The sequence below is a fragment of the Nocardia tenerifensis NBRC 101015 genome (genome assembly GCF_000308715.1).
Taxonomy (GTDB): domain Bacteria; phylum Actinomycetota; class Actinomycetes; order Mycobacteriales; family Mycobacteriaceae; genus Nocardia; species Nocardia tenerifensis.
Genome location: NZ_BAGH01000102.1, coordinates 1 through 19,278, shown reverse-complemented (window position 1 = coordinate 19,278; position 19,278 = coordinate 1). Strand labels below are relative to the sequence as shown.

Annotated in this window: 18 protein-coding genes; 7 read left to right on the top strand and 11 right to left on the bottom strand. The window is 67.5% G+C overall.

The features are described from left to right. Positions 1–29: 29 nt before the first annotated feature. From ON39_RS08255 to ON39_RS08235, 5 genes are all read right to left on the bottom strand, one after another. On the bottom strand, positions 30–461 hold the full coding sequence (locus ON39_RS08255; protein ID WP_040732700.1) for a DoxX family protein: 432 nt from the start codon (positions 459–461) through the stop codon (positions 30–32). 201 nt (positions 462–662) lie between these two features. Next, the gene (locus tag ON39_RS08250; RefSeq protein WP_146251274.1) at positions 663–1,289 is read right to left on the bottom strand and encodes an SMI1/KNR4 family protein; all 627 of its coding nucleotides are present in this window, start codon (positions 1,287–1,289) and stop codon (positions 663–665) included. A 40-nt stretch (positions 1,290–1,329) separates the two neighbouring features. After that, the gene (locus ON39_RS48555; RefSeq protein WP_146251273.1) at positions 1,330–2,625 is read right to left on the bottom strand and encodes a hypothetical protein; all 1,296 of its coding nucleotides are present in this window, start codon (positions 2,623–2,625) and stop codon (positions 1,330–1,332) included. Between the two features lie 8 nt (positions 2,626–2,633). Continuing rightward, positions 2,634–3,218 (bottom strand): MspA family porin, encoded by a 585-nt coding sequence (locus tag ON39_RS08240; protein ID WP_255219243.1) that lies wholly within the window; start codon positions 3,216–3,218, stop codon positions 2,634–2,636. Positions 3,219–3,538: 320 nt separating this feature from the next. Continuing rightward, positions 3,539–4,096, bottom strand: coding sequence for a dihydrofolate reductase family protein (locus tag ON39_RS08235; protein WP_040732696.1), 558 nt, complete (start codon positions 4,094–4,096; stop codon positions 3,539–3,541). A gap of 187 nt (positions 4,097–4,283) precedes the next feature. Here ON39_RS08235 and ON39_RS08230 point away from each other — a divergent pair, with 187 nt between their 5' ends. Then, positions 4,284–4,775 carry an SRPBCC family protein gene (locus ON39_RS08230; RefSeq protein WP_040732695.1) on the top strand — a complete coding sequence of 164 codons (492 nt, stop codon included), beginning with the start codon at positions 4,284–4,286 and terminating at the stop codon, positions 4,773–4,775. Between the two features lie 11 nt (positions 4,776–4,786). Then, positions 4,787–5,956, top strand: coding sequence for a zinc-dependent alcohol dehydrogenase (locus ON39_RS08225; protein ID WP_040732694.1), 1,170 nt, complete (start codon positions 4,787–4,789; stop codon positions 5,954–5,956). Between the two features lie 2 nt (positions 5,957–5,958). On the opposite strand, the gene ON39_RS08220 is transcribed toward ON39_RS08225, so the two are convergent. Beyond that, positions 5,959–8,076, bottom strand: a complete 2,118-nt coding sequence (locus ON39_RS08220; RefSeq protein ID WP_373283673.1) for an amylo-alpha-1,6-glucosidase — start codon at positions 8,074–8,076, stop codon at positions 5,959–5,961. A 260-nt stretch (positions 8,077–8,336) separates the two neighbouring features. Then, positions 8,337–9,227: a manganese catalase family protein gene (locus ON39_RS08215; RefSeq protein ID WP_040732693.1), complete on the bottom strand. Its 891-nt coding sequence runs from the start codon at positions 9,225–9,227 to the stop codon at positions 8,337–8,339. A gap of 357 nt (positions 9,228–9,584) precedes the next feature. On the opposite strand from ON39_RS08215, the gene ON39_RS08210 reads away from it, so the two are divergent. The 3 genes from ON39_RS08210 to ON39_RS08200 all read left to right on the top strand — a co-directional run bounded on the left by ON39_RS08210 (position 9,585) and on the right by ON39_RS08200 (position 12,576). Further along, positions 9,585–10,352, top strand: coding sequence for an SDR family oxidoreductase (locus ON39_RS08210; RefSeq protein WP_040732692.1), 768 nt, complete (start codon positions 9,585–9,587; stop codon positions 10,350–10,352). Positions 10,353–10,517: 165 nt separating this feature from the next. Then, on the top strand, positions 10,518–12,005 hold the full coding sequence (locus ON39_RS08205) for an NDP-hexose 2,3-dehydratase family protein (protein ID WP_246003089.1): 1,488 nt from the start codon (positions 10,518–10,520) through the stop codon (positions 12,003–12,005). Further along, positions 11,992–12,576, top strand: coding sequence for a dTDP-4-dehydrorhamnose 3,5-epimerase family protein (locus ON39_RS08200; protein WP_040732690.1), 585 nt, complete (start codon positions 11,992–11,994; stop codon positions 12,574–12,576). The genes ON39_RS08205 and ON39_RS08200 overlap by 14 nt, the downstream gene beginning before the upstream one ends. Positions 12,577–12,644: 68 nt before the next feature. On the opposite strand, the gene ON39_RS08195 is transcribed toward ON39_RS08200, so the two are convergent. From ON39_RS08195 to ON39_RS08185, 3 genes are read right to left on the bottom strand one after another with little or no spacing between them, the layout of a single operon-like run. Beyond that, entirely contained in the window at positions 12,645–13,361 is a 717-nt protein-coding gene (locus ON39_RS08195) for a class I SAM-dependent methyltransferase (RefSeq protein WP_040732689.1), read from the bottom strand. Next, the gene (locus ON39_RS08190; protein ID WP_040732688.1) at positions 13,361–14,647 is read right to left on the bottom strand and encodes an activator-dependent family glycosyltransferase; all 1,287 of its coding nucleotides are present in this window, start codon (positions 14,645–14,647) and stop codon (positions 13,361–13,363) included. Before ON39_RS08190 ends, ON39_RS08195 begins: the two co-directional genes overlap by 1 nt. A 37-nt stretch (positions 14,648–14,684) precedes the next feature. Next, positions 14,685–15,611: a cytochrome P450 family protein gene (locus tag ON39_RS08185; RefSeq protein ID WP_040732684.1), complete on the bottom strand. Its 927-nt coding sequence runs from the start codon at positions 15,609–15,611 to the stop codon at positions 14,685–14,687. Between the two features lie 405 nt (positions 15,612–16,016). On the opposite strand from ON39_RS08185, the gene ON39_RS08180 reads away from it, so the two are divergent. Continuing rightward, a complete protein-coding gene (locus tag ON39_RS08180; protein WP_051186404.1) occupies positions 16,017–17,480 on the top strand; it encodes an MFS transporter in 1,464 nt (487 codons plus the stop codon). Between the two features lie 56 nt (positions 17,481–17,536). Here ON39_RS08180 and ON39_RS08175 read toward each other — a convergent pair whose 3' ends face one another. After that, positions 17,537–18,646: a DegT/DnrJ/EryC1/StrS family aminotransferase gene (locus ON39_RS08175; protein WP_040732683.1), complete on the bottom strand. Its 1,110-nt coding sequence runs from the start codon at positions 18,644–18,646 to the stop codon at positions 17,537–17,539. Positions 18,647–18,792: 146 nt separating this feature from the next. Between ON39_RS08175 and ON39_RS08170 the strand changes: the two genes are divergently transcribed. Continuing rightward, positions 18,793–19,278: NAD-dependent epimerase/dehydratase family protein (locus ON39_RS08170; protein WP_040732717.1), on the top strand; the 486-nt coding region annotated here is incomplete at its 3' end.

Genomic DNA, 19,278 nt, shown 5'->3' with positions numbered 1-19,278 from the left:
GGCCACCGATCGCCGATCGTTTTCAGGTCTCAACGGGAGAGCGTGTTGCGCAGGTCGGTGAGGGTGGCACGCCGCTCATAGGCGATCCAGGCGAAGATCGCGGCGAGGGCGAGGGGGAAGAGGGCCATGGCGGGCTGGCCGGCGAGGAAGGCTTGGGTGGCGGCGGCGAGGACGGTGAGGACGGACAGGCCCGCGGCGGCCAGGGCGCTGAGGCGGGGCACCATCAGGCCGATACCGCCGGCGACCTCGGCGACGCCGATGAAGATGAGCAGGCCGAGGGGGATGGTCAGATTAGCGGAAGCGTTCTCCGCCAGGGTGGTCGGCATGACGAGCTTCGGGCCGCCGGAGGCGATGATGAAGAAGAGGCCGAGCACGATCTGCAGGGTCCACAGGACGCGGTTGCGGACCTTGCCGGGACGGTCGGCGACGGCAGCGGAGAAGTTGGCGGTGGCGGTGGTCATTTCTGGTCCTTCTGGTCGGTCGCGCCGGGTTGGTAGCGCGTTCACCAGATAGGACGGGGCACCGTCCGAGAACTCATCGCACTGTCGCGAAGATCTTTCGTGAACCGTTGGGTCCGCTGAAGACCGATACCAAGTCCGAGGCCTGGCGGCCGGCGTGCTCGCGCGGTGGTGAACGTCCGGCTACGCAGTGAGTCTCACATACTACGGAGACTGCTTCAGGGTCTTCAGTTCTTCGACCGTCGAGGTGAGGTAGTCGCGGAGGTTGTCGAACCTTCGGATCTCGCCCTCGGTTTCCCATACCGGCGCACTGTCACAATCACTGTTGCCTTCGCATCCGACTGTGAGCACGAAAGCCCTTGTGGTGTCGTCGGTTCCGATCAAGATGAGGTCATCGAGGGAACGCACACCGAAATCGGCGGCGGACTTGTCGACCTCCCCGAGGAGACGCAGGAGGGTACTGCGTTCTCGCGACTCCTTGGTCAGCTGGTCCGTCGAGAACAGACTGATAGTTCCGAAGAAGAATGGCCAGCCGTTCGCGTGCTCGAGCCACTGCCGAAATTGGCGGTCGAACCGCTTGCCCAAACGCTGTTCGGCGCCATCGATGTCCTGCGCGGTGGCGGGCGGGTTCGGTCGGGCGATCATCCAAGTCAGGTCTTCGTTCTCGCCGCCGTGGGATTTGTCGTAGTCGTACCAGCGTTGCCGCTCGCCGGTAAGGGCCGCGATGGCGTCGGTGCACCAATCGCCGGAATCGTCCGCCGGCGGCCGCGAGCACGCCGTGGCCGCGGCCAGCATGGCCATCAGGATCACCGTTGTTCGGAACAACCTCATTCTCGGCTCCTTTCGCAGTCGGGGCTCGGTGGCATTCGTCCTAGTAGTGTGCGAGCGACGGCGGCGGCCCACGGAGAATCCTCGGCTCGATCGAGGGTACGCAGGCACCGTCGAGCCACTCACCCGGCACGAACGCCCGCGCTTTGTAGTTCACGGGATATTGCCTCGCTTGCCAACCGATGGATCCGTTCAGGCTCTCGTCCATCGGTGCCCAGCGGTGCGGCGGCGGATCCGGGTCGCCTGTCCAGGTCGTGTCGGGCAGGTGCCCTGCGACGATCGCTCCTGACGGGTACATGTCGGTGTCCACCGTAGGTGGGTAGTAGAGAGCGCGATTGTTGTTGCGCTGCCGTGTTCGTGCGTTGCCGGCCGCGCGCTCTTGAGCTCGACTGAGCCGCTGCCGTACCAAAGGGCTGCCGCCCGTCGCGTTCGCGCCGTAGATGATGTCGTTCGCGGCGTCGATGTACTTGTTCGCCTGCGCCTGCAGATTTCTTTCTTGGATGGGCGTCAGATTGACGGGTAGCTTGTTGTCTCCCTTCGGATCAGGTGTACACACAGCAACGAGACCTTCGCAGTCCTTGCTGGTGTCGTTCATCCCGCACTCCTTCTTGGTGCGGTCCCGTTTGATGTTGCGCTCGCGAAATTTGCGGTACCACTCGTTGCGTACCTCGTCCCAGACCTTCTGCTTGATCTGGCTCTTGTTGCCGAAGCACTCGCTGTTGCGGTCGTTGACGCGCTTGATGACGTCGGAGACGAAAGGATCGTCGGGCCCGAGCTCGGCTTCGAGCGGACCGACGATTTCGATGACGATCTCGTGCACAACATCGGGCCCCAGCGGACTCAACCCACACGCCGGGTGGATGTAGGGCTCCAGCAACTCCCGCGGAGTGGGTACACGCTGCGATGGCTCCGAACCGGAGCAGGGCGCGTGCGGCGGCTGCCCTGGGAGCGCGGGCGGTTGGTAGCCCGGGACCGGGATGATCGCCAGGCAGGGATCGGGAGCAGGGAGTGGCGCGGGTGGGGTGAGCGCGGCGGCCGGTGGAGCCGGCGGGGTGGACGGGACTACCGTGGGGACCGCCGGTTGGAGGGGGGTCGTGGGCGGAGTCGGGGCGGTGGGTTCCTCGATTTCGGGGAAATTGCCCCAGCATGGCCAGTCCGGGTGCATTTCCTGCCATTGCGGGCAGGGGACGTAAGGGTTGATCGGTTTCGCGTCCGCATCGGAGGCGCCGTTGGTAGCGACGATGACGATGGCACCGGCGGCGAGAGCCGCGACGGTTCCGATGATGCCGGCGCGACTTCGGATCAACGCGCGCCGTGCGGCTGTCCTGATCGGTGACATCGGACTTCTCACAAATAGATGGGGTCGCCGTAAACGGCCAGCGAATTGTCCGCTGTCGGGGTCGAAATGGTGACCTGCGCGTAAGAGCGCAGGCTGACCGGGCCCATGCAGCCATCGATCTTGATGTGTACCTGGTCGGAGGTGATCGATGCGTGGCGTCCGGCCAGGGGCTTGGTGCCGAACGGAATGGTGGTGATGGTTCCTGGCTTCAGATACATTGTCGGCGAAATGCTCGCGCTGAGTCCGACACCCGTGGTGATTCCGATGCTGATACTCGGGCCGATGGCCAATCCGATTGCCGCGCCGCTGGTTACGTCGACCTGGCAGCCGAGCTGATAGCCGAGCGTGATGGCTCCGGAGTTCACCGGAGCGGTGCCCATACCGGAGATATCGGCGACTGCCTTCAGGCTGACGAACCCTTCTCGAGTGAACGGTGTCGCCGCGAGATTCGGATATCTGTCGAGGTTTTCCTCGGTCTTGGTGATGCTCATCTGCCAACCGTCGTCGGTGGTTATCTCCCGCGACTTATCCGCCAGCGGTTCCGCGCTCGCGATACCTTCCCCCATCGCACCGACCACGACGACGGTCAGCAAACCGATGAGACCCGCTTTCGTGCTGTGAATACGCATGAACGCCCCCGTCCGCAGACATGATTCAGCAATCGAATGAGAACGAATTTGCCTGCACCACAGGCGATTCCCCTCATGATCATCCCTTCACGCCTGACCGTAACACAAACGCCGCGGAAGTCCCAGGGCAGTGGATTTCTCCGAGGTCGTCGATCGACACATTGATGCGCGGCTGAAATCGAATCCACTGCGGCAGTGGCGAATCCGCCGATGCCCCATACAGCTTCGGCGGCGGCGCGTCAGAGGGCACAGTGTCAGCCTGCCGAACCGTCGACAGAACTCCGTCACGCTCCAGCAGCAACGTAACGCAGCAGCACTGCTTTCTCGAAGTGCTTCGTCTCCGCCAGGCGGAGTTGAATTCTCTTGTCCAGCAGGGGGAAAAGGGGGGTGCCGCCGCCGACTGCGACCGGGTAGACGAAGAGCCAGTATTCGTCGATGAGGTTGTGGGGGATGAGGGAGGCGGCGAGGGCGGCGCCGCCTACCTCCATCACGCCGTCGCCCGCGGATTTCAATCTGCGGACCTCCTTGACCGCGTGCTCCTTGACCAGGGTGCTGTTCCAGTGGACCTCGGTGAGGGTCCGGGAGAAGACGTACTTGGGCTTCTCCGTCCAGAGCCGGGCGAACTCACGCTCGATGGGCGGCGCGTCGTCGGCCACGTGCGGCCAGTAGTCGGCCATCAGCTGGTAGAGGCGGCGGCCGTGCAGCGAGATGTCGATCTCGCGGTACCGATCGTTGTGGAACTGGTGCAGTTCGTCGTCGGGGTCGCCCCAGTCGATGCTGCCGTCGCGGTCGTTGACGTAACCGTCCAGGGACACGCCGTAGGAGTAGATCAGTTTCCTCATGACTGAAGTGAACCTCCTCGACGCACGAAATTCACCGGATCGGCGCTCGACGGGGCGCTTCGGCGAACCCGAGCTCACTCGAGGCCCCGGTTTGGCGGGATGACCGCGGGGTAGGCGGTCGATGGCCCGCGCAGCAAACCGACCTCCCCTGCGGTGAGCATCCAGCCACCCGAGACGAGAGGAACCCATGAGCTACCTCGACAAGGCCAAAGAGCAACTGACGGATCTGGCGCAGAAGGTGACCGGGAACAGCGATGGAAACAGCCAGACGGTGACGATCGCCCGGCCCCGGGCGCAGGTCGAGCAGTTCTGGCGCGACCCGGACGCACTGTCGAAGGTGTTCGGCGATCTCGCCGACGTCCGCTCGACGAGCCCGACGAGTTTCACCTGGACGCCGCACAACGCCGCCGACGACTCCCCTTCCTGGCAGACCAGGCTGGTGGCCGAGGACGGCAGCCTGCGCTTCGTCGACGTGTCCTCGGTCGGCAAAGGCATGGAGTTACGGCTGACGTTCGCCGATGCCCCACGCGATCTCGGCACCGAGGTGACCATGCGGGTACAGACCCCGATCCCCGATCTGCTCACGGGCGCGGCGACTTTCCAAGCGCTCTATCGTGCGCGCGCGTTGCTGCAAACCGGTGAGGTCCCCTCCCTCGCACACAACCCCTCCGCCCGCTGACAGGAGCGAACATGCGTGCACTCTGCTGGAACGGCGTGAACGACCTCGCGGTCGAGACCGTGGACGATCCGACCCTGGTGAACCCGCACGACATCCTCGTGCAGGTCCGGCTGACCACCACGTGCGGCTCGGACCTGCACTTCATCGACGGCTACCTGCCGGGCATGCGCGAGGGCGACGTGTTCGGCCACGAGTTCATGGGTGAGGTGGTGGAGGTGGGCGCCGAGGTCACCGGCCGACGCGTGGGCGAGCGCGTGGTGGTGCCCTCGTTCATCGGCTGCGGCTCGTGCTGGTACTGCGACCACGAGCTGTACTCGGTGTGCGACACCACGAATCCGAATGCCGAACTGCAGCAACCGGTGCTGGGCTACCCGACCGGCGGGATCTACGGGTACACGCACCCGTTCGGCGGTTATCAGGGCTCGCACGCGCAGTATGTCCGCGTGCCGTTCGGCGACGTCAACGCCTTCCCGATTCCGGAGGGCATCACCGATGAGCAGGCACTGTTCCTCTCCGACGCGGTACCGACGGGGCTGATGGGCGCGGAGTTCTGCGATATCGGGCCCGGCGATACGGTCGCGGTGTGGGGCAGCGGCGGCGTCGGCCTGATGGCGGGGCACACGGCCAAGCTGCTCGGCGCGGGCCGGGTGATCGTGATCGACCGGTACCCCGAGCGATTGGCATTGGCGCGCAAGCACTTCGAGGCCGACACCATCGACTACACCGCCGTCGACAGCGTTCAGGAGACGCTGCGGGAGATGACCGGTGGCCGAGGTCCGGACGCCTGCATCGACGCGGTGGGCATGGAGGGGCACGGCACGGGCTTGCAGCAGGTCTACGACCGGGCGAAGCAGCTGCTGCGCCTGGAGACCGACCGGGCGACCCCGTTGCGGGAGGCGATTCTGGCGTGCCGCAAAGGCGGCGTGGTCTCGGTTCTCGGCATCTACGGCCTCACCGACAAGTTCCCCATGGGCATCGTGACCAACAAGAGCCTGACGATCCGCACGTCGCAACAGCACGGCCAGCGCTACGTGCCGCGGATGTTCGACTACATCCAGCAGGGTGATCTGGATCCGTCCTATCTGATCACCCACGACCTGCCGCTCGAGGCCGGCGCGCACGGGTACGACATCTTCAAGAACAAACAGGACGGCTGCGTGCGGGCGATCTTCCGCCCCTGACATCAGTTGATCTGTAGCCGCCAGTCGTCCGGCAGGCCGCGCACCTGCGCAGTGTCGCGTTCGGCGGTGATGGTGACGGTCGCGGGTCCCAGGCGCAGGTCTGTCAATTCCACGGTGCCCCACGCCGCCGGGATCCGCGGGGTGAGGGTGAGCCTGCGCTGCGGCACCATCGGGTCGAGGCCGAGGGCGGAGCGGACGAGCAGCAATGGCGCCGCGCTGGCCCAGGCCTGCGGGGAGCACGAGGTCGGGTAGCCCACCGGGAACCGGAATTGGGATCGGGCGAAGCCGCAGAACAATTCCGGCAGCCGCCCGCTGAACTCGGCGGCGGCGTCGAGCAGGCCGGTGGTCAGCTCTTCGGCCAGCGCCCCGGCGCCCGGCACGTTCCGGTAGCGCTGGAGCCCGGCGACGGCGATGGCGGTGTCGTGCGGCCAGATCGAGCCGTTGTGGTAACTCATCGGGTTGTACGCGCCCATGGTCGAGGCCAGGGTGCGCAGCCCGAAACCGCTGTTCATGCTCGGATCGGCGAGCTGGGTGACGAGTTTCTCGGCGCGCTGTTCGTGGACGATTCCGGTCCACAGGCATTGGGCGGCATTGCTGGTCACCGCGTCGACGCGGTGCTTGTTGTGGTCCAAAGCGATGGCGTAGCAACTGTTTTCGTCGTCCCAGAACGCCTCGTCGAAACGTCGCGCGAGCTCCTCGGCGGCGCGCCGCATGCGGCCTGCGGTCTCGGCGTCGCCGAAGGCCTCGGCGAGTTCGGCGCGGGCGAGGCGAGCCGCGTAGACATAACCCTGGACCTCCGCGAGCGCGATGGCAGGGTCCGCCAGGTTGCCCTCGGCGTCGTTGATGGCGTCGAAGCTGTCCTTCCAACCCTGGTTCGCCAGGCCGCGGTCGGTCTTGCGGCGATACTCGACGAATCCGTCCCCGTCGAGGTCGCCGTCCCGCTCGATCCAGTCGAGCGCGGCGTCGGCGGCGGGCAGCAGTTCCTCGATGAATGTCGCGTCGGTCCCCCACCGCCAGCATTCGGCGAGCAGCATGACGAACAGCGGGGTGGCGTCCACCGTCCCGTAGTAGACGGTGCCCGCCGAGGTCGGGCCGCCGGCGGGGCCGTGCCGGATCTCGTGCATGATGCGGCCCGGCTGCTCCTCGGTGAGCGGATTCGTCTGTCGGCCTTGGGTTCTCGACAACTCACGCAGCGTGCCGACGGCCAGTCCCCGGTCCAGCGGCAGGGCCATCCATGAGGTCAGCAGGCTGTCGCGGCCGAACAATGTCATGAACCAGGGGGCGCCCGCGGCCACGTAGGCCGGCGAGTCCTCGTCGGTGACGTCATCGATCCGCAGCGAGCCGAGATCGGTCTCGGAGCGTTGCAGCACATGGTTCAGGATCGGCGCGGAGGAGGTCAGCCTGGTCGCCGAGTTGCGCCACGCTCGGATGCGGTGGGCCGGACTGTCCTCGGTGTCCAGGCTGAGGGCGGGCGAGCGGCGATAGCAGTCGATCGGTTGCGCGAATAACTGTGTCTGCCAATGTTTTCCGGCGGGAACGAGGACCTGCCAGCACAATCCGTCCGAGGCGACCGACGGTTCGGCGGTGGCGCTGACGGTCAGTCCCCGGCCGGGCTGACGCTGGTCGGTCAGCACGAGGTCGTCCGCCTCCACCGTCGCTTCGCCCTGAGACGGACCCCACCGGCCCTCCTTCACGGCGAAAAGGTCTGCGAAATCAGATTCGACATGCAACGCGAGGTCGAGCACGGTGTCCTCCTGGCCGAAGTTCCACACCGTCAGCACTTCGGTCAGCCCGTCCCCGATCAGCCTGCGCCGCTCCACCAGCACGGTGCTGTCGGCCAGTCCGGGTGCGGGCGGTCTGCGCAGGACGAACCGCGCCTTGAACGGTTCCGAGCTACGCACCGCCAACTGCTCGAGTGGCCGGCCGTCGACCTCGAGCTCCCACCGGGACAGCACTCGGGAGTCACAGTGGAACAGACCGTGCGGAGTATCGCAGCGAATGTCGCCCAGGCCGTTCGAGATGCAGAAGGTGGTCGACTCGACCAGGGTGACCGTGCCGAGTCCGGAGTCGACGATCACCGGCGACACCATGCCCAGGACCTCGGGGTCCCGGGAACTCATGCCGCACCCGTCGTGTGTCGCGCCCGCGCACGGTGAACGGGAAAGCGCATCATGACGCCCCTGCCTCTTCGACCGAACCGGCTATCGGTTAGCTATCGACAGATACCCTCGTCCCTCGCGGCCAAACGCAGGCTCGCGAGGGGTGTCGGTGGCGCCTCGCCGCCAATAGGGTCACCGAAGCGGCGATGCGCGGACCGCGTCCTCGCAGCCCACGCATCGAAGCGGCGCAGGGTGGGACAAGCGGGGTAGATCCCCGTGCCCTACATCGGCGCGTGTTGCTCGTGGGTGAAGGGTTTGCTGCCCTGCACCGCCGGTGAACCCTCGGGATTCATCTCCGCACCGAGGTTGCTCCGCTCGTCGCCGGAGAGCCATTCCTGAGCCGGGTCATCGACGTAGCGCCACTCCATTCCGTCCGGCCACGGACCCTGCCCCTCGTTCCACGGCCCGCGCGCGCTCCCCGCGCCGTCGGACATGTTGAACGCGACATTCTGGAACCGGTCGTCGCCGGGCAGCGCGCCGGGAGGGAAATTCACCGGCAGCTCGTTGAGCGCGGCGGTGAACTGCTGGAAATGCGCGACCTCACGAGTCATCAAGAACGACAACGTATCCTGCACGCCGGGGTCGTCGGTGAACTGCTTCAGGTATTCGTAGACGATCTTGGCCCGCGACTCCGCGGCGAGGTTGCTGCGCAGGTCGACCGAGGGCTCACCGTTGGAGTTCACATACGCGCCCGACCAGGGCACGCCCGCGGAGTTGCCGACGTCGGGGCCGCCGCCGCGCAGCCCGAAGAACAACGGGTTCGCCGCGACCTGGTGAATGGCCTGTTCCCGCCCGTCGGCGGAGGCGATGACCGGCATCCAGTCACACAGCTCGTTGGCCTGCTTCAGGTCGTCGTTGAGGCCGTCGAGCAGCATGGTGATCATGGAGCCCACGATCTCCAGGTGGCTGAACTCCTCGGTCGCGATGTCCATGAACAGGTCGTACATCTTCGGGTGCTTGCGGCGCAGGACGAAAGCCTGGCTGAAGTACTGCATGGCGGCCTTCAACTCACCGTTGGCGCCGCCGAACTGCTCCTGTAGCAATGTCGCGAATCGCGGGTCGGGCCGGTCGACGCGCACCTCGAACTGGAGATCCTTGTTGTGTGTGAACATAACTCTCCTCGATGGTGGGAGCATGATTCCGTGGCCTACCCGCGCTGGCCTACCCGGTCGATCGGGGGGCAAACACCCGAGGTCAACGGCCGAAACCCGAGCCGATGCGGAGACGACTCAGCAGGGTCGCGCGCAGGGTATATGTATTCGACAGTATGAGTGGTTCACAATTTCCATCGGCCACCAGTCATGTGCGAAAGCTTCGGCCGCAGAGTTAATCTGAGGTCGGACGGGCGCCTGCGCGACGATGCGTGATGCGTTGTCCGCCTTGCTAATCCACGATTCCGGCCGCCGGGCTGCCGGCCGCGTCGCGCTGGTGCGCGTGTTGCCCACGCTCGCAGAGGGGAGACGGCGAATATGAGCGACCTGACCACCAAAACCGCTCTGGTAACCGGTGCGAGCCGGGGCATCGGCAGGGCCATCGCGCGGCAGCTGGCGGCCAAAGGCGCGTTGATCGCGGTGCATTACGGCAGTAATGCGGCGGCCGCGCGAGAGACCGTCGCACTCATCGAAAAGTGTGGCGGGTGCGCGTTTTCCGTACACGCCGAGCTGGGCGTGCCGGGCGATGTGGAGCGACTTTTCTCGGGATTGGAACAGGGACTGCGGGACCATATCGGCGACTTACGCCTCGATATTCTGGTGAACAATGCGGCGACGACCGCGCGGACCGGCGTGCGGCCCGAAGAGGTGACACCGGCCGAGTTCGGCCACATGTTCGCGGTCAACGCCGAGGCGCCGTTCTTCATCGTGCAGCGCGCGCTGGGCCTGCTGTCCGACGGTGGCCGGATCATCAACATCTCCTCCGGCCTGACCCGCTCCGCCGACCCCGCCCAAATCCCCTACGCGATGTCGAAGGGTGCGCTCGAACAACTCTCGCTGCATTTCGCGCGTCATCTGGCGCCGCGCGGCATCACCGTCAACAGCGTCATACCGGGATTGACCGACAACGGCGGCCCCGCCTTCGGCACTCCGGAGGTCGTCGAGCGGTTGGCGCAGATCTCGGCGTTCAAACGGGTGGGCGAGGCCGTCGACGTCGCCGATGTGGTCGTCTTCCTGGCCACCGACGAGGCCCGCTGGATCACCGGCTCCTTCCTGGATGCCACCGGCGGCGCCCTGCTCGGCTGATTCCGGTGGGTCGAGAACCGTTGGGTGGAAAGCGGTTCCACGCGGTTCCCACCGAAGCTCGAGCGTCTTTCGAACCGGCCCTCTAGCCGGGTGCGGGAGGGTGGGTCGGGGCCGCCCGCATCGGGCCGGCCTGGTGACCCGGGCGGATCGAGCAGGGAGTTCGATGTGGCGCAGCACATCACGGCGGAACATACCTCACCACTGTCGGTGGGTCCGGACGCGGATACCCCGCGCCGGTTCGCGATCTCGGCCGTGGCGGGGGCCGACCCGGCGGGGCCGCTGGGCGAGCTCGGCGCGTTCCGGCAGTGGTTCGACCGGTGCCAGCGGCGCGCGACCATCGCGGTGCGCCGGGTGCCGCTGGACGACCTGGACGGGTGGCACACCGACCCGGACACCGGCGACATCACCCACGATAGCGGCCGGTTCTTCACCGTCGGCGGCCTGGAGGTGCACCTGTCCGGCGCGGCGGTGTCGAGCTGGAGCCAGCCCATCATCAACCAGCCCGAGGTGGGCGTGCTCGGCATCCTGGTCAAGGAGTTCGACGGTGTGCTGCACCTGCTGATGCAGGGCAAGGTGGAGCCGGGAAACGCTCTGGGACTGCAGCTCTCGCCGACCGTGCAGGCGACGCGGTCGAATTACACACGCGTACATGGCGGTTCGGCCGTCCCCTACCTCGACGTCTTCCGCGATACCGCGCGACACCGCGTGCTCGCGGATGTGCGGCAGTCCGAGCAGGGCGCGTGGTTCCGGCAGAAGCGCAACCGCAACATGGTCGTCGAGGTGACCGACGATGTGCCGGTGCTGCCCGGCTTCCACTGGCTGACGCTCGGCCAGATCCACCGGCTGCTCGCCGTGGAGGACCTGATCAACATGGACGCGCGCACCGTGCTGGCGTGCCTGCCCTTCGCCGGGCCCGCGCTGGGCGAGACGGTGCGCGCGCCGCGCGACGAGTTCCACGCGGCGCTGCTGGCCTCCTGCGACGCCGACCGCGGCAGCCTGCACAGCATGGCGGAGGTGCTCAGCTGGATCACCGACGTGCGCACCCGCACCGAGGTCGCCACGCGGGAGCTGCCGCTGGCGGCCGTGCCGGACTGGCACCGCGTCGACGGCGCGATCTCCCACGTGAGCGGTCAGTTCTTCGATGTCATCGGCGTGCAGGTGCGCACGCGGGTCCGGGAGGTGCCCGGCTGGAGTCAGCCGATGATCGCCGCCAAGGGCACCGGCCTGGTGGCCTTCCTGGTGGCGCGGGTGCACGGCGTGCTGCACGCGTTGGTCCACGCACGCGCCGAACCGGGCTACCTCGACGTGGTCGAGCTGGCCCCGACCGTGCAGTGCACGCCGGACAACTATCGGCACCTGCCCGCCGCCGCCCGGCCGCGGTTCGTGGACGAGGTGCTCACCGCCCGTCCCGAGCAAATCCGTTATCGCACACTGCTTTCCGAGGAGGGCGGCCGGTTCTACCAGTCGCGCAACACCTATGCGGTGATCGAGGTCGAACGCGCTGCCCGGCACGAACATTCGGACTTCCGCTGGATGCCGGTGCATCAGCTCGTGGATCTGTTGCGGCACAGTCACTATGTGAACGTGCAGGCCCGCACGCTGGTGGCCTGCCTACACAGCCTGTCCGCCCGGCCGCTCGATGCCGGTGCGTAGCCTCGCCGTCGCCGGAGCGGTGGAGTTCACCGCTCCGGCCTTCGCCGACGATCGGGGCAGCTTCACCACCCCCCTGGACGCCGAGGTACTCGCCGCCGAGCTGGGCCGCCCGCTGTTCCCGGTGGCGCAGGGCGCGATGAGCCGTTCCCGGCGGGGCGTGTTCCGCGGGGTGCATTACACGATGCCGCCGCCCGGCCGGGCGAAGTATGTGTGGTGTGCGCACGGCCGCTGCCTCGACATCGTGCTGGACGTCCGGGTCGGCTCCCCCACCTTCGGCGCACACGAGGTACTGGAGTTGGGCGGGGGCGCCGAACGCGGTCTGTACCTGCCCATCGGCGTCGCCCACGCGTTTCTGGCGCTGGAGGACGACACGGTGATGACCTACCTGCTCTCCGGCGGCTACATCCCGGAGAACGAGCGCGCACTCGACCCGGGCGACCCGGACCTCGGCCTGCGCCTGCCCGGCGGGCTGATCCTGTCCGAACGCGACACCGGCGCCCCGACCTTGGCCGAGGCGCTGGAACGCGGCCTGCTCCCCCGCTACGCGGACTGCCTCGCGCTGGAGCCCTGACGCCGGCACGCACTCTGCGCCGGAACCCGAAGGACGGAAGCACCTTCCGGCCCTTCGGGCGATCCGTCTCAACGTTGTTTCACACCGACGAACAAACCTCGTCCGAATGCCGCCGGCTGAACGAACTCCGCCGGACACCCCGCCGCCGCGAACGCACCGAGGTACTGCTCGCGGGTGAACAATGCGAGCCGATGCCGGTCGGTGAGGTGGCGGATCCCGCCCTCGGGACTCGCCACCAGATACTGCACGCTCATCACGACCGCGTCACCCTCCCGCACGGAGTGGGAGAAGCGGGTGACCGCGCCTTCGTCGTCCCTGACCAGATCGGTGGCCAGGTAGTTGTCGGCGAAAGTGTCTGGGAATACCCAGGGTTCGATCACCAGCACACCACCGGGTGCGAGGTGCCTACCGAGAGATGCCAGCGCTCGCCTCAAATCGGGGTAGTCGTCCACGTAGCCGATGCTGCTGAACATCAACGTGATGACGTCGAACGTGCGCCCGAGATCGAAGTCCCGCATGTCGCCCTGGTGGACGGTGATCTCCGGAACGCGCTGCTTGGCCACCGCGATCATCTCCGGCGACTGTTCCAGGCCCGCGGCGTCCGGGAAGTCCGCGCGCAGGTGTCGCAGATGACTTCCCGTCCCCGACGCGACGTCCAGCACGGACGCGGCGTTCGGGTTGCGGGCGCGCACGAGCTCGGCGACGAGCCGAGCCTCCCCCGCGTAGTCCTTGCCGCGGGCGGCGTGGATGCGGTCGTAGATGTCGGCGAACTCGCCCTCGTACATCAGCGTTCCTCTCGATAAGCGTCTACCAGCGCTTCCAGCCTCGGCACCAGCGCGGCGGGCGTCGGCAGATCGTGGATCTCGTCGCGCAACCGCCGCGCGCCCTCGGCGAAGGACGGATCGTCGAGCAGCGCGCGCAGGCTGTCGCACAGCACCTGCCCGGTGATCTTCTCCACCGGCACGCACAGTCCCGCGCCCGCGGCCGCGATCCCGTTGCCGCGCAACAGGTCCCAGCCCTCGGCGACCATCAGCTGCGGCACGCCGTTCACCTCGGCGGTGGAGCGGGTGCCGCTGCCGCCGTGGTGGACGACGGCCGCACAGGTGGGCAGCAGGTCGCTGAGCGGGACGAAGCCGACGGCACGCATGTTGTCCGGCACCGGAATCGACAGCCGCTCCGGATCCAGGGTGGCGATCACCTCGCAGTCCAGCTCCGCCACCGCGTCGAACAGCTCCACCGGGCTCAGCGAGCCGAGCACGGGGTCCAGGTGGTCGATCTGCCCGTGCTTGTTGTCGGTGACGCCGAGCGTCAGGCAGACCCGGCGACGCTCCGGCGGGGTGCGCAGCCAGTCCGGCACTACCGCGGGGCCGTTGTACGGGATGTAGCGCAGGGATTCGTAATGCAGTCCGGTCTCCACCCGCATGCCGGGCGGGGTGATATCCACGGTGAACTGGCCGGTGATCACCTTCTCGTCGAAGGACGAGCCGTGCCGGGCGAGGGTGCTCGACAGCCACTCGGCGGTCGGGTCCTCGCGGTAGCACTCGGGCAGCTCCGCCGACATGCGCAACAGGGCCTGCCTGGCGCGGAGGGCGCCGTCGGGAGCCCAGGTGAAACGGGCGTACGCGGCGCCGACCACGCGGGCGGCGATACTGCCTGCGAAGGTGTAGGTCTCGGAGATCACCAGATCGGGCCGCCAGTCGCGCACGAACGCGACCATGTCGTCCACCATCTGGTCGTCGTTCATGGTGGCCCACATGGCCGAACTCGCCATGTGCTCCAGGGCGAGAAGCCCTGTGTGCGTCCAGGTTTCGGTGCCCGCGTAGTCGAAGTCGCGCACGCGATCGAGGCAGCCGGGGAACGTCGCGTTCAGCAGGTCCGGCGCGTGCCGGTCGCCGAACCATTCGGTGGGTCCCGCCGTGACGGCGGTGAGCCCCGCGCCGGTGATGGTCGGCGCCATCGCCGCCTGGCTGACGACCCGGACCTCGTGCCCGGCCGCGCGCAGCGCCCAGGCCAGCGGCACCATGGAGTAGAAGTGGGTGGGCGCTGCGAAACAGGTCAGTACGACCTTCATACGAATACCAACTCTCTCGGGGGCGTCGAATCCGCCACTACGACTGCGCCAGCAGGAATTCGGTGCGCAACGACTCGACCGGCAGGTGGGCGAGTCCGCCGGTGACGGGCGCGAACGGACGGTCCAGTGCGGTGCCCGTGGACACCAGCCTCGGGTGGCGCCGGGCGATCGCGGTCAGCACGGCGTCGGCGGTGGCATAGGCCAGGGGCAGGTCCAGCACCCGCGGTAGCGCGGCGGGGCCGGTGAGCACGGCCACCTGACTGTCGCCCGGAATCACCTCCCCGGCGACGCTCACGTCCTCGGTCGTGGTCGTCAAGTAGAGCCGCACCGGTGGATACACCGCGCGCGCTCGCTCGACCGCGCCCTCGACGTCCGGCCACTGGCCCGACGCGAGCGAGGCGGCGGCCGCGCGCGTGACCAGGTCGGCGGTGAGCCGGGGCGCGACCACGGCGAGGAAGAACGCCGGCGTGCGGGCGCACAGCGCGGCACGCAGGTCGTCGACGGCGGCGAGCATGCGCTCGGTGACCGCCGTCTCCTGCGGGCACACGAGATTGTCCAGCACCGGGGCCGCGCCTAGCAGGCTGTCCGGATCGGCGCCGAGCAGATCCGCATAAGCCTTGGCGCACAACAGCTCTGCCGTAGGAACCAGGTCGGTCAGTTCTTCGGGGACACCGGATATCGCCGGCGCGGGACCGTCGGCCAGCGCGGCGACGTCCGCGGGGTCGGCGGGTTCGATGTCCTCGGCGGCGACCGCCATGACCCGGGTGCCGGTCGGGCGCCAGTCGGCGAGCCCGTTGCCCGACGCGAGCAGTTCGGCCGCCGACGCACCGTCGACCACCACGGTCCCGGTTGTGCTGCGCGACAAGGGATCTGAAATCGCCGGCGGCGCGTCCGCCGGGTGACCGCGCAGCCGCGTCGCCAACGGGTCACCCTCCGCGGCCCTCAGCCATTGCAGCCCGCGCACGAGTTGCAACCTCCGCCGTAGCCCACTGTCCACGCCGACCCCGCTCTCCGAGTGTCCACTTCCGGTCCGCTCGGACGTTAACGTGGCGGACTCCAAGCCTGGTTGAAACCGCATAGAGGCACACTGGAGATACCGAAAAGCGTAATCGCGCACCACGCCCGGACGCGGTGCGGTAAGCGCCGGCTTCGAAAAGTCGTGCACAGCTTATGCGGCAAGGATGTCGACCGGAGCTGCATCTCGGAAAATCCTTCTCTACCAGCCATTTCGATATATTCGAATCACGTCTACGCATAATGGGATAGACATTTTCCGCATTGTCAAATGCGAGATGGTATGTGCGCGCTCGCGAAAAACCTCGTAGCCTTTTCCAGGTCGCTGTCTGCGCGAAGAAGGAATGGGGAAGTAATGTCGTTGGACGCCGCTCCGGTAAATCTGGGGAAAGATCCCGGTGGAGCACAACCGGCCCGGCGCACGGGCACCGCGCTCGCGATCATCGTCGTGGTGCAGCTCATGCTCACCATCGATCTGATGATCGTGACGGTGGCGCTGCCCTCGATCGGGAAAGACCTGGGCTACAGCGAGAACGGCCTCGCCTGGGTGGTCAACGCCTACGGCCTGGCACTGGGTGGCCTGATGCTGCTGGGCGGCAGGCTCGGTGACACCTTCGGCAGGCGCAGGCTGTTCCTGGTCGGCATCGCGTTGTTCACCGTCGCCTCGCTGGTCGGCGGGTTCGCGCCGTACGACTGGTGGTTCCTGGTCTGCCGCGCGCTACAGGGCGTCGGGGCGGCCCTGGTCATGCCGAACTGCCTGGCGCTGATCCTGAGCCTGTTTCCCGCCGGGCCCGAACGCACCAAGGCCATCGCCACCTCCGCGGCGGCGTCGAGCTCCGGCGCGGTCGTCGGCCTGCTCCTCGGCGGCGTGCTGTCCACCGGATTGTCTTGGCGCTGGGTCATGTTCGTCAATGTCCCGGTCGGCCTCGCGGTGCTCGTCCTCGCGCCGCTGTTCATCGGCGAGCAGGCCCGGGTCCGGGGCAAGTTCGACATCGCGGGCGCGATGACCTCGGCGCTCGGTGTCGCGCTGCTGGTCTTCGGGCTCTCACACGCCGGAGAGGCGGGCTGGTCGACGGTGTCGGTGTGGCTGCCGATCCTGCTGGGCGCGGCGTTGTTCATCGCGTTCATACTGGTGGAAAGGCGTGCCGCGCAACCGATCATGCCGCTGTCGCTGTTCCGCGACCGCAACCGCGTCACCGCCTACATCTCGGCCGTGCTGGTGACCGGAACGATGATCGGGCAGTCGTTCTTCCTGACCATGTTCCTGCAGGGGCCGCTCGGATTCAATCCGCTGCTGACCGGATTCGCCTTCCTGACAACCGGTTTCGCCCTGGTGATCAGCTCCACCCTGTTCATCGGGTTGATCCGGAAGGTCGGCGAGCGGTGGGTGAGCTTCATCGGCGCGCTGATGCTCGTCGCGGGCAACCTGTGGCTCACCACGCTCTCGCTCGACAGCGGCTACTGGGGCACGATTTTCGGTCCGCTGGCGTTGACCGGCATCGGCATGGCCGCCACCCTCATCCCGGCCACCGAGATGGCGGGCGCGGGCGTCGCGTCGGACAGTTACGGCTCCGCGTCGAGCACCTACAACACGATGCTGCAACTGGGCGGCCCCTTCGTGCTGGCCATTCTCGTCACGGTGCTCACCACCGCGTCCAAGGGGATCACGGTGCCCGCCGATGTGCCGGGCGACCAGGCCGAGTACTACGTGCTCACCGAGAGCATGGGCCCCGGCTTCCTCACGGCGACGATCCTGGCCGTCGGTGTGGCGGTGACCAGCCTCTTCATCCGGCGCACCACCCCGGCACCCCCGGCCTGACACCACCACGCACCACGCCCACCCGCACCGGGTGGGCGTGGTGCGTGGTCGCCGGCTCACAAGCGCGCGAGGACCTCGCGCAGCGCGTCGATCACCTTGTCCTGCACGTCCGAGGACAACGAGGGATACATCGGCAGCGAGAAGATCTCGTCCGCCAGCGCCTCGGTCACCGGCAGCGATCCCTTGGCGTAGCCCAATTTCGCGAAGCCGGACATGGTGTGCACCGGCCAGCGGTAGCTGACGTTCAGCTGAATGTCGTAGTCCAGCAACGCTTTCAGGATCTCGTCGCGACGCGGGTGGCGCACCACGTACAGGTAGTACACGTGGTCGTTGCCCTCGGCCAAGGCGGGCAGGCCGAGCTCGGTGCCCGCCAGGCCCTCGGCGTAGCGGGCGGCGACGGCGCGGCGGCCCGCGATGTACTCGTCGAGCCTGCCGAGCTTGCGGCGCAGGATCTCCGCGTGCACCTCGTCGAGTCTGCTGTTGTGGCCGGGGGTTTCGACCACGTAGTACTGCTCCGCCATGCCGTAGTAGCGCAGCCGGCGCAGCCGCTGATCGATCTCCTCCGCCGCCGTCACGACGGCGCCACCGTCGCCGTACGCGCCGAGAACCTTTGTGGGGTAGAAGGAGAACGCGCTCGCGTCGCTCATGGTGCCCGCCATGCGGCCGTGGTGCCGCGCGCCGTGCGACTGCGCGCAGTCCTCCAAGATCCGGAGTCCGTGCTCGGCCGCCAATCGCCGCAGCGGCTCCATCTCGACGCACTGGCCGTACAGATGCACCGGCACAAGGCATTTGGTTCGATCGGTGATGGCGGCGGCCACCTGCGCGGTGTCCATGAGATAGTCCTCGGCGCGGATGTCCACGAACACCGGGATCGCGCCGAGGGCGTCGATGGCCACGACGGTGGGGGCGGCGGTGTTGGACACCGTGATCACCTCGTCGCCGGGGCCGACGCCGAGCGCCTGCAGGCCCAGTTTGATCGCGTTGGTGCCGTTGTCCACGCCCACCGCGTGGCGAAGTCCGTGGTACGCGGCGAATTCGCGCTCGAACGAGCGAGTGCTCTCGCCGAACACGAGTTGGCCGGACCGGAAGACCTTGTCCACGGCGGCGAGGATGTCGTCGCGCTCACGGTCGTATTCCGAGAGATAGTCCCACACTAAGGTAGCCAAGGATCAGTCCTCCGCAGTCGGGTCGATTCACTCTCGGGTTTACCAACGGCGACTCGAAGCTGACTGGAGCCCCCGCCGGAACATCGTCAGGCGCGCCGGCCACTTGACACCGCCTCTAGCCTGAGACCAGCGGGAGGAGAAAGCCATTGGCACACAACGAGTTCAAGACAGCCGTGGTACTCGGCGGCACGGGCTGGGTCGGCCGGAGCCTGTGCGCGGCGCTGAGCGAGCGCGGTACGCGCGTGGTGGCCGTGGCCCGCGGCCGCACCGAGGGGCTCGCCTGCGATCGATTCGTGTCGCTGGATCTGGCGACCACGCCCGCCGCCACCACGGCGGCGCTGCTGGGCGAGGAGTCGGCCGACCTGGTGGTCAACGCGACCGACGCCGCGAACGCGACCGACGGATGGGACCGCACCGAGGCAGAACTGGTGCGCGCCAACGTTTCCCTGGTCGAGCAGGTCCTGCACGCGGTGCGGGCACAGCCGCGGCCGGTGCGGCTGGTGCACATCGGCACGATGCACGAATACTCGCCCGTCGAGTTCGGCACGCCGATCGACGAATCCATGCCGTGTGCGCCCGAATCCGCCTACGCGCGAACGAAACTCGCGGGCTCACAGGCGGTGCTGGACGCC